The 12,646-nt window shown below is 37.8% G+C and carries 12 protein-coding genes; 6 read left to right on the plus strand and 6 right to left on the minus strand.

The features are described from left to right. Positions 1 to 241 precede the first annotated feature (241 nt). The 6 genes from wecA to GQR87_RS04475 all read left to right on the plus strand — a co-directional run bounded on the left by wecA (position 242) and on the right by GQR87_RS04475 (position 6,445). Positions 242 to 1,309, plus strand: a complete 1,068-nt coding sequence (wecA, locus tag GQR87_RS04450) for a UDP-N-acetylglucosamine--undecaprenyl-phosphate N-acetylglucosaminephosphotransferase (RefSeq protein WP_158966949.1) — start codon at positions 242 to 244, stop codon at positions 1,307 to 1,309. A 106-nt stretch (positions 1,310 to 1,415) separates the two neighbouring features. Then, positions 1,416 to 1,778, plus strand: coding sequence for a hypothetical protein (locus GQR87_RS04455; RefSeq protein ID WP_158966951.1), 363 nt, complete (start codon positions 1,416 to 1,418; stop codon positions 1,776 to 1,778). After that, entirely contained in the window at positions 1,775 to 3,520 is a 1,746-nt protein-coding gene (locus GQR87_RS04460) for a polysaccharide biosynthesis/export family protein (RefSeq protein ID WP_158966953.1), read from the plus strand. The genes GQR87_RS04455 and GQR87_RS04460 overlap by 4 nt, the downstream gene beginning before the upstream one ends. A gap of 31 nt (positions 3,521 to 3,551) precedes the next feature. Further along, positions 3,552 to 4,337, plus strand: a complete 786-nt coding sequence (locus tag GQR87_RS04465; protein WP_158966955.1) for an ABC transporter permease — start codon at positions 3,552 to 3,554, stop codon at positions 4,335 to 4,337. After that, positions 4,334 to 4,984, plus strand: coding sequence for an ABC transporter ATP-binding protein (locus GQR87_RS04470; RefSeq protein WP_158966957.1), 651 nt, complete (start codon positions 4,334 to 4,336; stop codon positions 4,982 to 4,984). The genes GQR87_RS04465 and GQR87_RS04470 overlap by 4 nt, the downstream gene beginning before the upstream one ends. A 6-nt stretch (positions 4,985 to 4,990) precedes the next feature. Continuing rightward, positions 4,991 to 6,445, plus strand: a complete 1,455-nt coding sequence (locus GQR87_RS04475; protein WP_158966960.1) for a lipopolysaccharide biosynthesis protein — start codon at positions 4,991 to 4,993, stop codon at positions 6,443 to 6,445. A gap of 469 nt (positions 6,446 to 6,914) precedes the next feature. On the opposite strand, the gene GQR87_RS04480 is transcribed toward GQR87_RS04475, so the two are convergent. From GQR87_RS04480 to gmd, 6 genes are all read right to left on the minus strand, one after another. Beyond that, positions 6,915 to 7,652, minus strand: coding sequence for a sulfotransferase family 2 domain-containing protein (locus GQR87_RS04480; RefSeq protein ID WP_158966962.1), 738 nt, complete (start codon positions 7,650 to 7,652; stop codon positions 6,915 to 6,917). Between the two features lie 90 nt (positions 7,653 to 7,742). Then, the gene (locus GQR87_RS04485) at positions 7,743 to 8,963 is read right to left on the minus strand and encodes a hypothetical protein (protein ID WP_158966964.1); all 1,221 of its coding nucleotides are present in this window, start codon (positions 8,961 to 8,963) and stop codon (positions 7,743 to 7,745) included. 9 nt (positions 8,964 to 8,972) lie between these two features. Further along, positions 8,973 to 9,476: a hypothetical protein gene (locus GQR87_RS04490; protein WP_158966966.1), complete on the minus strand. Its 504-nt coding sequence runs from the start codon at positions 9,474 to 9,476 to the stop codon at positions 8,973 to 8,975. Between the two features lie 48 nt (positions 9,477 to 9,524). After that, positions 9,525 to 9,989: a GDP-mannose mannosyl hydrolase gene (locus tag GQR87_RS04495; protein ID WP_370459619.1), complete on the minus strand. Its 465-nt coding sequence runs from the start codon at positions 9,987 to 9,989 to the stop codon at positions 9,525 to 9,527. A gap of 77 nt (positions 9,990 to 10,066) precedes the next feature. Further along, positions 10,067 to 11,029 carry a GDP-L-fucose synthase gene (locus tag GQR87_RS04500; protein ID WP_158966968.1) on the minus strand — a complete coding sequence of 321 codons (963 nt, stop codon included), beginning with the start codon at positions 11,027 to 11,029 and terminating at the stop codon, positions 10,067 to 10,069. A 133-nt stretch (positions 11,030 to 11,162) separates the two neighbouring features. Continuing rightward, complete coding sequence (gene gmd, locus GQR87_RS04505) at positions 11,163 to 12,278, minus strand: GDP-mannose 4,6-dehydratase (protein ID WP_158966970.1); 1,116 nt, start codon at positions 12,276 to 12,278, stop codon at positions 11,163 to 11,165. Positions 12,279 to 12,646 lie beyond the last annotated feature (368 nt).

The following is a 12,646-nucleotide window of genomic DNA, read 5'->3' on the forward strand; positions in this document are numbered from 1 at the left end:
CAGTCGCGGGTGTTGTTTGATAATATAATGGCCGTATCGGGTAACTACTTTAAAAAATATTTCGATCTAAGGTTGATGCAAGGATGTGAATTTTTCGAGTGTTTATTGGGATTATCTAAATTTAAGAGCTTTTAAAATTTAATATCTTTACCAAACATAAATGAATAATAATTTAATAGGCTTGATTTTTGCTTTATCAAAATAATAGTAAAAAAGTTAAGAAAATAGAATGGATTGTTAGATGTTTCATCAATTAGAGTTTTTGCCAATATTTACCGCATTCTTTGTGGCTATCTTTCTGTTGGTTATCATGACCCCATTTGCCCATCAATTGGGTTTAGTGGATCAGCCGAATGGCCGTAAGTCTCATACTGGAATGGTTCCCTTAACTGGTGGTGTTGCTATTTATGGGGCAGTCATTATCGCCAGTTTTGTTACTGATGTCTGGTTCAAGAATGGCTCATTATTCTTTACCGCTGCAACTTTGATCGTGTTACTTGGTATGGTGGACGATAAGTTTGATTTAAGTGCTAAAGGACGGCTTGTTTGCCAATTCATTGTTGCAGCTATTATGGCTTTGGCAGCACAAAATTATATTACATCGCTCGGCAATATAAGTGGTTTCGGCGATGCGCATCTAGACCTCTCAGGATATTTCTTTACTTTAATCTGTGTTGTTGGAGTCATTAACGCCTTTAATATGATCGATGGCATTGACGGGCTCGCAGGCGGAATGAGTTTAATTGTTTTACTAGCTGTAGTGTTTTTATTATTTGCATCTAATAATAGTCAGGCCATGATGGCTCCCATGATGGTAGTTGCTGCTATTGTTCCTTTTCTAGCGTTTAACCTAAGTTGGCGTGGTTTTAAAGGTAATAAAATTTTTCTAGGCGACAGTGGTAGTATGTTTGTTGGTCTAACGATTGTGTGGTTACTGGTTGACTTTACTCAAGGTGAAGGCGCAGCCATGAGGCCTGTTGCAGCAATTTGGATCATTGGATTACCGTTAATGGATATGGCTGCCATTATGTTTCGACGAGCTAGAAAAGGTCAGTCGATGCTAAAAGCAGACAAACACCATCTACACAATATATTTATGCGAGCAGGCTTGTCATCACGCCGCTCGTTAGCCGTGATTCTGTTGATGGGCGCCGGTTATGCCTTAGTAGGAATTGTTGGAGAATTATACAATATCCCAGAATACATTATGTTTTGGAGCTTTATTGTGTCTTTAATAATATACACTTCAGTCATTCAAAATATTTGGACTGTATTACGCTTTTTTCGCTCTTTTCAACAGCGTAAATAATCACTCATTTAATCTAGCTTGAGCCTAATATAAACCAACTAGAAGTTGGTTTTTTACTAATCAAGCGTTAGTATTCACCGACTAAGTAGTTGATTTAAATTATTATATGAAAAACATCTTATTACTTCCCATTATTTTCACTGTCATGCAAGGCTGCAGCAGCATAGATCAGCCAGTGGCATCCCGTGCTTTAGTTGAGCATCACTTCGTGGCGGATGCTCCGTCTGTTGATTTATCATTAGGGACTGCTCTTTCAAATTCAAAAACAGGAGCCGTTTTGACCATCAATAACCAAGAAGCTGTCGTAGGTGCTAAGTTTTTTGCTGCTTCTGGTTTTATTTGTCGCAAGGTGATAGCAAAACCATCAGGACAAGATATCTATTGTAAAAACTCTGATAAAGGTTGGTTTCAAGTGAATAAAGTTATCTCTGAATATAGTGAGAAAGCGATGTCAGAGGTGAGTTTATGAAAACAATAATGCAGTGGAAAAGTTGTGCTTGGGTGCTACTCACTTTTATTAGCTCTAGTCTATTTGCTCAGCAATCTTTAACAGAACAACAATTGCAACAGGCTCAACAAGCTGGGGCCGGAGATAGAGTAGACTTATCTCAATATATTCAATCTGGTGGCAATAGTACCGGCCGTAACCAACCTATTAATGTACCTTCTTCGTCAGGACCGCTGCCTGCGGGAGAAGAAGGATTACCTCCGCCTTATGGAGCAAACTTGTTTCAAGGAGGATTTGAGTCTGAACGCAGTGACGGCCTTAATAGTGCTTATTTAGTCGCACCTGGTGACAAAATATCGATTCAAATGTGGGGCACAGTGAATCGAGCAGAAGTGATGACGGTAGATAATCAGGGCAACATATTTATTACTGATGTAGGGCCTGTCAAAGTAAAAGATGTTCCTGCAAACCGAATTAATTCGGTAGTAACTCAAAGTATTAAGAGTATTTATACTAACAACGTTAGCATTTATGTTAATTTACTGACCTCTACTCCAGTAAGCGTATTTGTCGCAGGACCTGTGTTACGCCCTGGTCAATACGCTGGCCTAGCATCTGATTCAGTATTGTTTTACCTCAAACGAGCTGGTGGAATTGATCCACACCGTGGCAGTTATCGCAACATCAAGGTATTAAGAAATCAACAACTAGTGCTTGATTATGACCTTTATGATTTTCTTAAAGAAGGCAAACTGCCAGCATTTTCATTCAAAGACCAAGATGTTGTGTTAGTTGAAGAACAAGGTGCTATGGTTACGGTTGAAGGCGCTGCTCGTTATCCATTTCGGTTTGAGTTACTACAAAATCATTCATCAGGTGAAGATTTAACGTATTATGCGCGGCCATTAGAGAAAACCAGCCACGTGGCTATAACTGGCAATCGCAGCTCAGGCCCTATATCTGTGTATATGCCAGTAGCAGAATTTAATTCCTTCAATATTTTAGATGGTGATGTCGTCTTGTTTAATGACGATTTGCGACCTCAAGTTATTAGCGTACAAATTTCTGGTAGTTATTTAGGGCCGTCATTTTATACAGTGGATAAAAACACACGATTGTTAGACATCCTTAGTCATATCGAAGTTGATCCTAATCAAGCTAACTACGGCGCTATTTATATCAAACGTAAAAGTGTAGTTGAGCAACAAAAAATACTTATTGACGAATCATTAAACCGCTTGGAACGCAGCATATTTACCGCGCCTGCTGCATCAGATGGCGAGGGACGAATACGAGCTCAAGAAGCAGAGCTAGTATCGCAATTTGTCGCCAGAGCCAGACAGATTGAACCACTGGGTAAAGTCATAGTGTCTGAAAATGGTAACGTAGCGAACATTCGATTAGAGCAGGGCGATGAAATAGTAATACCAGCACACACAGATCTAATTCAAGTGTCTGGTGAAGTACTGATGCCTCAGGCTATTGTTTATAATCCTAAAGCCAGCATAAGAGATTACGTCGCATGGGCCGGTGGTTTTAGCGAAAGAGCCAACGATGAGCGTATAGCTGTGGTTAGGGCAAATGGATTGACTGTATTTCTTGATGCCGAAGGCTCTTGGTTAAAAGGTGAAAACGAGCAAACATTACAAGCGGGTGATCAAATCCTAGTTTTGCCTAAAATTGATACTAAGATTATGCAATCAGTAAAAGACATCACACAAATAGTCTATCAAATTGCTATTGCAGCCAATGCTGTTAAATAGCGTTTTTCTCAGTAAAGAGAATTTGTAGATTATGACCACAGTTATTAAACGTAATAAATGGGAAATTTGGCGTGATGTCATTTTTGCATTGTTTGTTCGAGAAATCAGAACAGGCTTTAATGACAAAATTGGCATAAGTTGGTCGGTTATCCAACCTGTTGCGTTTATTTTTCTGCTTTCCTTTCTTCGAGGCCGAGTTGATGGAGGAGAAACTCACACTGTTCCTACGTTTACATTTATGGCAATAGGCCTACTTTTTATTCAAAGTTTTTTACAAACCCTTGGTGCAGCTTCAAGTGCGATTGGTAGGAATAAGGCCTTGTACGCATTTAGACAAGTACAACCCATTAGTGCAGTGATCGCCAGTGGATTATTCGAATTATTAGTTAAAGGTTTTGTTATTATTGGGATCATCATCATCATGTATTTTATGGGGATGGACTTGCCAATGTCAGACCCTTTGTTATTTTTATGTTGTTTTTTTCTGTTATGGTTGTTTGCTGTTTCACTAGGTCTTTTATTTGGTATTGCGGAATTATTTGTAGAAGAAATAAGAAAAGTACGTGACCTTATTACACGTCCACTGTTTTTCATTTCTGGTGTATTCTTTTCGTTACAAGATTTTCCCAAAGAGTACTGGCAATATTTGAACTGGAATCCGATACTTCACGCTATTGAATTAACCCGTTTTTCAGTGCACTCGACTTATGGTGATGCAGGAGTCAGTTTAAGTTATTTAGCCTTCACCACCATCGTGTTTGCGTTTTCATCATTGGCTGTATATTTCACCTATTGGAAACAGGCAATTAGTCGATGATTAGTTTAAGAAATCTTACTAAATATTATCCTTCACATTTAGGTAATCAGTATGTGTTTAAAGGGCTAAATTTTGATATTCCTGAAGGTCATAATATTGGTATTTTAGGTTCTAATGGTGCAGGTAAATCAACCTTGTTTAGGCTTTTAGCTGGCAGTGAGTATCCCAATAGTGGCAAAATTGTCACGGATTTGAATTTATCATGGCCAGTTGCCCTCGCCACTGGTATCCATCAACTAATGACTGGTCAAGAGAATGCTCGGTTTATTGGTAAAATTAATGGGATAAAAGATTTAGATGCTTATGAAGAAAGAGTTAAAGCATTTGCTGAATTAGGCCAAAAATACTACCTTCCTGTGCGTAGTTACTCGAGTGGAATGAAACCCAGATTAGCTTTTGCTTGCTCTATAGCAATTGATTTCGATGTTTACTTGATAGATGAGGTGACATCTGTAGGCGATGCCAAGTTTAGACGCAAAGCAAAAGAAGCCCTGTTAGAGCGCAGTAAACAGGCCAGTATTATTATGGTAAGCCACGAGATGGAAGAAATTAGGCAGTTTTGTGACAGTGCTATTGTGATACACAAAGGCGAACTTACTTTTTACAATGATCTCGAACATGGGATCGAAGAATATCAGGCGTTATAAGTAATCATGACAGAGCAATCTCAACAAGTACTCGAAAATAAAATAAAAAAACTAAGGTGCTCTTTGACTACAGAACAATGGTCGGATGCTGATTTTTTATTAATTCGTGTGAAAGAATTAGAAAAAACAGACCTCGCTTTTGCATTTAGGTTAATGCAGCGTGTTAGAAATTTATCGCCAACAAAATCAAATTGTGAACTGTTAGATGACTTACGTGCAAAGACTTTCAAATTGCATCCAGAGTTAGCCATCACCTCATCGCATAATATGCCATCAAGACGTCATACTTTTTCTGGGCTAAAAAGGTTAGGTAAAGCTCTTTTTAGTAGCAGTAAACAAACGGGTATGAAAAAACTCAATCAGCCAATTGTTATGTTTGTGATTATTCCTTTTTTCCTTTTTGGTTTTTATCAAACAATGTTAGCGAGTCCACGTTATGAAAGCCAAGCTCAGCTAATTGTGAAAGAACCTAACGGAATGGCCACATTAGATCCCGCTATGGCAGTGATGTCGGGCTTTGGTATATCAGGTGGTAGTTCAGATACCCAGTTGGTTAAATCTTATATCCATTCAGCAGACATGTTGAAATATCTCGATCGCGAAATAAACGTGATTGAGCACTTTAGTGATAACCAATACGACTCCTTTAGTCGCTTGTCTGAAGATGCTAGTAAAGAAAATCAATTAAAGTTCTTTCTGAAAATGATTAGTATAGAAATCGATGAAAATTCACAAGTTATTACTGTTAAAGCACAAGCATTTGAACCTCAAGTCGCGCATAAGTTAAGCGAGTTGTTAGTTGAGCGTGCAGAATGGTATATCAATGAAATAGGCCGCAATCTTGCAAAAAATCAATTAGATTTTGTGCAGAAAGAACATACCCTCGTACAAGAAAAATTGAGTTCAGCCAAATCTGTGTTATTGAGGTTTCAGCGTCGTTACAATTTATTAGATCCAGAAGCTGAAGGCATGGCATTGCAGCAAATATCGTATCAACTTGAAGGGAAAATTAGTGCGAAAAAAACGGAATTAAGAGCGTTAGCTACCAGTATGAGTGGCGAGGCGCCTTTGGTTTTGCAAGCTCAGGCTGAGTTAGATAGCCTAGTTCAGCAATTGAATAATGAAAGAAGTCGCCTAACCGATAATGATAGAGGACCAGATACTAATGATACCGAAGCTCACTCTATGGCGGTCGGCGAAATTCTTGCGAAATATGGTGATTATAAAATCGATTTAGAATTAGCACTTCAGGCTTATACTTCATCTCTTGTTTCTCTAGAGAAGTCCAGAATTGAAGCTTATCGCCAATTGAAGTATCTAGTAGTTGTAGAGTCTCCGACTTTACCAGAAGATGCTAGTTACCCTAAGATCTTTTATAATTTGGCGTTGTTTTTAGCTCTTGTGTTAATGCTTTTTGGAATTGTGAAAATTATAATAGCAACGGTAAATGAGCTAAGGTAGTGTGTTATAGAGGGCATTACAGTCTCTCGGCTTATTTACATTGATCCAAAGTCTATACTTCTACTAGTAATATATAGAAATGGCGAGGTAAACGTAAATAGACAATTTTGCTAGATACACGCAGAAATAACGTGTCTGGGGCTAATTCCCGTCTATAGCTGGACAATATACAATAACGACTATACTAGCCTGTGTCGGCTTTTCAAAAGCTGCTTAGGATAGATGACTGCCATAATGGTTTAGTTATAGAATTATTAGCTTATACCATTCTAGCTAGATTAGTCGTCACTCAGAATGCGTCCAGTGCTTTTTGATCAAGACGTCCCTATGAAGTAATGCCTGTTCCCTTTCAATTAGAGAGAATACAGAGCAGAAAGTACAGGGGAATTCCTTTCAGGCGAGTTTTAAAAGGGCATACATTGCGTAGCATAACCTCGAAAGAACACCACTATTCCTTCAGTCATGTGCCTTAATTACTAAATCTGCTTTTTACCATCTCGTATAAAATCATATCCTGTTCGTTACTAACCATTATTTCATCGAAAAACTCATCGCCAAGTTGTTTTTTAAAGCCTTCCATTTTTTCTTCAATTGAAATCGATGTGTTTCTAGATACATTCTGTACAACAGGTTTCAGTGAAATATCTGTTAAGCCTTCAGTTGCTAACCAGCTTTCTAATCGTTGTAATGACTCGTCGAATTCTTCAACCAAGCCTACAAATGGTAATTCTTCAATGGCTTTTTTAGCTCGTTCAAATTCGCTCCCATGCTCGTTTGAAAACATATGCGCTAAAAGTCCCACATGAAAGTCTCGGCATTGTCGGTCATGACCTAAGGCATTACGAGTTTCAATATATCCTTTAAGTGAGGTATTACGAGCTAATACTGCTCCAAAACCATTTCCCCCTTGCTTTTTTTCGAAGGCATATACTGAAGCTATTCTGTCGAGAGGGTGACGTATAAATAAAACAGGTAGTAATTGAATATGATCTAATATTGGGACTGGTAAAGCAGCTGTATGTGAAGAAAAGCACTTAGCTCGAGGATTTTCTAATATCCAATTTTTTACCTGTTTCCGGTTTTCAATTAAGTTGCCAGGAAATTCTTTTGTCACCCACTCTTTTTCTGTGAAATTGGCTTTAAAGGAAGCGTCTAATGAGGTGCCTGCATTTTTGAAAAAATGGAAATGGAAAATAGCTTTATTCATTAATATACCTTATTAATAGCGTCATGCATGTTAGCAAGCCCTATATTTTCTTTTGTTTAAGTGGGTGTATATGACGATATGCCGCGATTGTTACATATTTACTGGGCTTGAGAAACACCAATCAGCAAATGGTTGATTGATCGTATAGCCGTATTGTGTCAATTGTAGTGGGTTTGAATCTGCACTTTGCCATTGTTTAATCGTTGCGATGACATCTTGTTTATCCTCATAGTCAAATGTAAATGGTGAGCCTCCAATCGCAATATATTCGTACTCAGCCCAAATTCCAGTCGAACAAATAACAGCTAAATCAGGGTACCGTATAGCATCCCATAGTAATCCAGATGTTTTTAATTGATATTTTTGAGGTTCATAAAGTAGAACTATCGCATCACTTATTGATAATTGGTATTCATATTCACTTTGCGACATAGGTGAAAAGTGTAATTTTAAATTTGTATGAGTTTTGGCTAACTGAATTAATTGTGGTTTTAAGGAAATGAATTCTCGAGCACCAGGAGAGGCTTGATTAAAATGAATAAAAAACTCTAGATCATCTGTTTGTTCCATTAAATCAGGTATAAGTTCATGTAAGCGGGCCACACCTTTATCGCGTTTTACACTACCTATGTACAATATCACGCGCTTACAAGGCTTTGTTTTGGAAAATGTGGCGCTAGGTGGTATGTAATTAATGACTGGATGGAGTGTAAATGCCAATCCCGTACAATTCTGGTAGGCCTCAATAAAAGATGCGCAGCTGGTAGCTAGCGTCAGTGTTAGTTTTTCACTTGCTTCTTTTAAAAGAATAAAAGCTAACCTATTTCTCAGATACCATACAAAATCTAAAAAATCTTCACCGTCTTTGAGGACACGCTTACCCGGATAAAACATGCCACAAACCACTAACTTCCCCGTGAAAGCATTTTTAATCTTAAGTAGCCAAATTGCGAGTCCTAATACATGGAAACTAAAACAGGTGTGTATAAGCAAAGTGTCATTAGACTGTATAATATTGTCTTTTATTGCTATTTCGAGTTCATTGCAAAATTGCTGGGCTAGAGCCTGTTCTTGGATAACATCTAAAGGTTTTAAATTATTGGTATAACAAGGGGTTTTAAACCATGGTTTTATGCTTTGCTGGAAGACTGAATCTTCAGATTGGACGAGTTTACTAGGCACCAATTTCTTTGCTGCCAAAATTGTTAAAGCAACATCCGCTTTCTTAGCATGCAAATATAATTGTCTATTTACGTTTGCATGGTGAGAGCTTATATCTTCAAAGCCAGGATCTAGTAAAACGAACTGCATGACTGAAAACTAACGCTTTAAGTGGTTAAAGGCTGCCGTTCGGTTACGTGCAAATTCGTCGGTTAATTGATCTCTTAATCGAGAAAACGAAGTGTCAATATGAGTATTAATTTGCTGTGTCATAGCTACCATCATTTCCTTTTGTGTGACAACTAATTCAATCACCGCTTTACTGGTATCATCGACTTTTAGTTCTAGAATATTCTTACCTACCTCAAATTTCTGCCAATTAACAGCAACGTTAAACCCATGTCGGCCATTACCAAAGCCAGCGTTTTTTAAATCTGCTCTTTGTATATTAATTTCAGTGTTCTGAATAACTTGCCCATTTAGCAATACTGTTATTTCACAATCAATGAACTCATTTCCTTGTTGCCGACATAACCAACCAGCGATTCGCTGTAATGAAAACTCATCAATATGAAATTGTATGCATTTTGAACTTTTACTCGATATAGCCTGCTTTTTGAAGTAGGGTGACAATCTTCTTTGAATGCCCTTAATGATGTTCATTTATTTATCTCTGTAATGTTACAACAGCCATAATAGCTGTGGGGAAATTTATTCTAGATACCACTTTGAATGTTTATGTACGCTATCGCTATTTAATAAATCTTCGCGACTCAACCACTGATATTGACAGTGCTGACTATTAGGTAGTTCTGCTAAGTTTATATCGATTACTATGGTATAAGCCAGTACTACATAATGCGTACTTGTGTCTGTACCAAATACATAGTCCTTATAGAAGTGTTCATAGGGGCCTAAAAATACAGCATCAGTTCGTTCAAAGGTTACCCCCAACTCTTCTTTAGTTAAGCGTATAAAAGCGGCATCTATGGTCTCATCTTTTAGAATTCTACCTCCCGGTACAAACCAATAACCCTTAGCCGGTCGATTATTGCGTAAGCCTAAAAGATATTGGTTTTGTTTGTTTTTTACCAATAGGTCAATAGAAACTAGTGGTGCACTCGTAATGACAGTGCTAAACGTATTGTCATCCAAAAACATATGTATTAAATCCATAAACAGTAAATACTAGCTAGTAATTAATAACTGAATTTTTAGTTACGAACTGCTAGCTACTAGCTTTTAAAATTGTTTTAAGCTTGTCTAAAACTATCTTGGTTATCTAAAAACCATTGATAAGCATCTTGTAGGCCTTCTTCCAGTGAATAATTATATTTCCAACCTAGTGCAGCTAAACGGTCAACATTCATTAACTTTCGCGGGGCTCCGTCGGGTTTAGTTGCATCAAATACAATATCTCCCTGAAACCCGGTAACTTTGGCAACAGTTTCTACTAGTTCTCGAATAGTACAATCAACGCCAGTACCGACATTGATATGACTCAACATTGGCTCGGTATTTTCATCATAAGTGACTTTGTCTAATTCCATCACGTGTATCGAGGCTGCGGCCATGTCTTTCACATGCAAAAACTCGCGCATAGGTTTTCCACTGCCCCAAGCAACCACTTCACTGTCATTATTAAGTTTAGCTTCATGAAAACGGCGTAACAAAGCTGGGATAACATGAGAGTTTTCAGGGTGAAAGTTATCATGTGGTCCATATAAGTTGGTCGGCATAACGCTACGGTAATCTCTGCCATATTGGCGGTTATAAGATTCACATAATTTAATACCAGCTATTTTAGCTAGGGCATAAGGTTCGTTAGTTGACTCCAAAGTTCCTGTTAACAATGCCGTTTCAGCCATTGGCTGTGCTGCGAGTTTAGGATAAATACAACTTGAGCCTAAAAACAATAACTGTTGAATGTCTGCTACGTGGGCAGAATGTATAATATTACATTCAATCATTAAGTTTTCGTAAATAAAATCGGCAGGGTAAGTGTTATTGGCAATAATACCGCCCACTTTTGCTGCAGCAAGGTAAACTTGGTCTATTTTTTCTGTTTGAAAAAATTCAGCTACGGCTTGCTGATTGGTTAAATCTAATTCTTTTCGCGATCGTAATACTAATTCACAATCACCACGAGCCTGCAATTGTCGAACAATTGCTGAGCCCACCATACCTCGATGGCCTGCTACGAATATCTTCTTCATTGAATCGCTTCTTTATTGGTTAATAGGTATTATGCAAACTTGATTAACAAAGTGCCTAAATTGCAAATGGCACTAGTTGTCTAGTGCCATTCAATGTTATTAATCTAAAACTATTATTTACTTGTGAGTTAAATTATTCTTTAGAAACAGAAACAGCAAAGCCATGTTTTTTGAGTAATGCATGCTGCTTAGCTTTACTTAAGTCATGCTCTACCATCTCCGCACACATTTCTTCAACTGTTATCTCAGGTACCCAGCCAAGTTTTTCTTTGGCTTTAGTAGGGTCTCCGAGCAGTGTTTCAACTTCTGCAGGACGGAAATAACGAGGGTCAACTTTGACAATTACATCGCCGACTTTAACTTCTGGTGCATCATCGCCAATTATAGCAGTGACAGTAGCAATCTCACTCAGACCTTCGCCACTGAATTCTATTGTTATGCCAGCATTTTCAGCAGACATACGGACAAACTCACGTACAGAAATTTGTTTACCTGTGGCAATGACAAAATCTTCAGGATTGTCTTGTTGTAACATCATCCATTGCATACGTACGTAGTCTTTAGCATGACCCCAATCACGTAATGCATCCATATTGCCTAAATACAAACATGAATCAAGTCCCTGAGCGATATTAGCAACAGCACGAGTAATTTTACGAGTAACGAAAGTTTCGCCACGACGTGGTGATTCATGGTTAAACAAAATACCATTACAGGCATAAATACCATAAGACTCACGGTAGTTAACCGCTATCCAATAAGCATACATTTTAGCTACCGCATAAGGTGAACGTGGATGAAACGGCGTGGTTTCTTTTTGTGGTATTTCTTGCACTTCACCGTACAACTCAGACGTTGAGGCTTGATAGAATTTTGTTTTCTTTTCCAAACCTAAGAAGCGAATTGCCTCTAATAGCCTCAACGTACCTAATGCATCAACATCAGCTGTATATTCAGGGGCTTCGAACGAAACGGCAACATGCGACTGCGCACCAAGGTTATACACTTCATCGGGCTCTACTTCACGCATAATACGGATAAGATTTGATGAATCGGATAAGTCGCCGTAGTGTAATTTAAAGCGGGCATTTTCAATATGCACGTCTTCATAAATATGATCGACACGTTGTGTATTAAACAATGAAGCACGACGTTTAATACCGTGAACTTCATATCCTTTTTCTAATAAAAATTCGGCTAAATAAGAACCGTCCTGGCCGGTTACACCGGTAATTAATGCTTTTTTCATTTTTTTACTCATTGTTAATATTATTGATGATTTAATTTACAATTCCTAGAATAATAGGCAAGCAAAAGACAATACCTGAGGTTGCCACATTTTCAAATTAAGCCATAATGCAAAATTCAAGACTCTGCCCCCAGATCTTTGCTTATCTTTTAGTTAACAATCAAAGAGACTTCATATATAGCTCGCTATCAATAAAATGTTTTTCTTCAAACTCATTAACAATTGAAGAAGAAATCTCTGCTTTAAATATTAGCTCACTTTTGTTATTAACAAACCGTGAAGTTTTATTCTCAATTCTAGCAACTTTCAAAGTTGAGCCATACTTTGCATCCAAAATACTTTTAAATTCCTCATATGAAAACCAAATA

Source organism: Paraglaciecola sp. L3A3, assembly GCF_009796765.1.
Lineage (GTDB): Bacteria > Pseudomonadota > Gammaproteobacteria > Enterobacterales > Alteromonadaceae > Paraglaciecola.

Bases quoted from the DNA above. Each gene is read 5' to 3' on its own strand.
- GQR87_RS04460 (WP_158966953.1), top strand. From the start codon at position 1,775: ATGAAAACAATAATGCAGTGGAAAAGTTGTGCTTGGGTGCTACTCACT.
- GQR87_RS04485 (WP_158966964.1), bottom strand. From the start codon at position 8,963: ATGCAGTTCGTTTTACTAGATCCTGGCTTTGAAGATATAAGCTCTCAC.
- gmd (WP_158966970.1), bottom strand. From the start codon at position 12,278: ATGAAAAAAGCATTAATTACCGGTGTAACCGGCCAGGACGGTTCTTAT.
- wecA (WP_158966949.1), top strand. From the start codon at position 242: ATGTTTCATCAATTAGAGTTTTTGCCAATATTTACCGCATTCTTTGTG.
- GQR87_RS04495 (WP_370459619.1), bottom strand. From the start codon at position 9,989: ATGGATTTAATACATATGTTTTTGGATGACAATACGTTTAGCACTGTC.
- GQR87_RS04475 (WP_158966960.1), top strand. From the start codon at position 4,991: ATGACAGAGCAATCTCAACAAGTACTCGAAAATAAAATAAAAAAACTA.
- GQR87_RS04465 (WP_158966955.1), top strand. From the start codon at position 3,552: ATGACCACAGTTATTAAACGTAATAAATGGGAAATTTGGCGTGATGTC.
- GQR87_RS04455 (WP_158966951.1), top strand. From the start codon at position 1,416: ATGAAAAACATCTTATTACTTCCCATTATTTTCACTGTCATGCAAGGC.
- GQR87_RS04490 (WP_158966966.1), bottom strand. From the start codon at position 9,476: ATGAACATCATTAAGGGCATTCAAAGAAGATTGTCACCCTACTTCAAA.
- GQR87_RS04480 (WP_158966962.1), bottom strand. From the start codon at position 7,652: ATGAATAAAGCTATTTTCCATTTCCATTTTTTCAAAAATGCAGGCACC.
- GQR87_RS04500 (WP_158966968.1), bottom strand. From the start codon at position 11,029: ATGAAGAAGATATTCGTAGCAGGCCATCGAGGTATGGTGGGCTCAGCA.
- GQR87_RS04470 (WP_158966957.1), top strand. From the start codon at position 4,334: ATGATTAGTTTAAGAAATCTTACTAAATATTATCCTTCACATTTAGGT.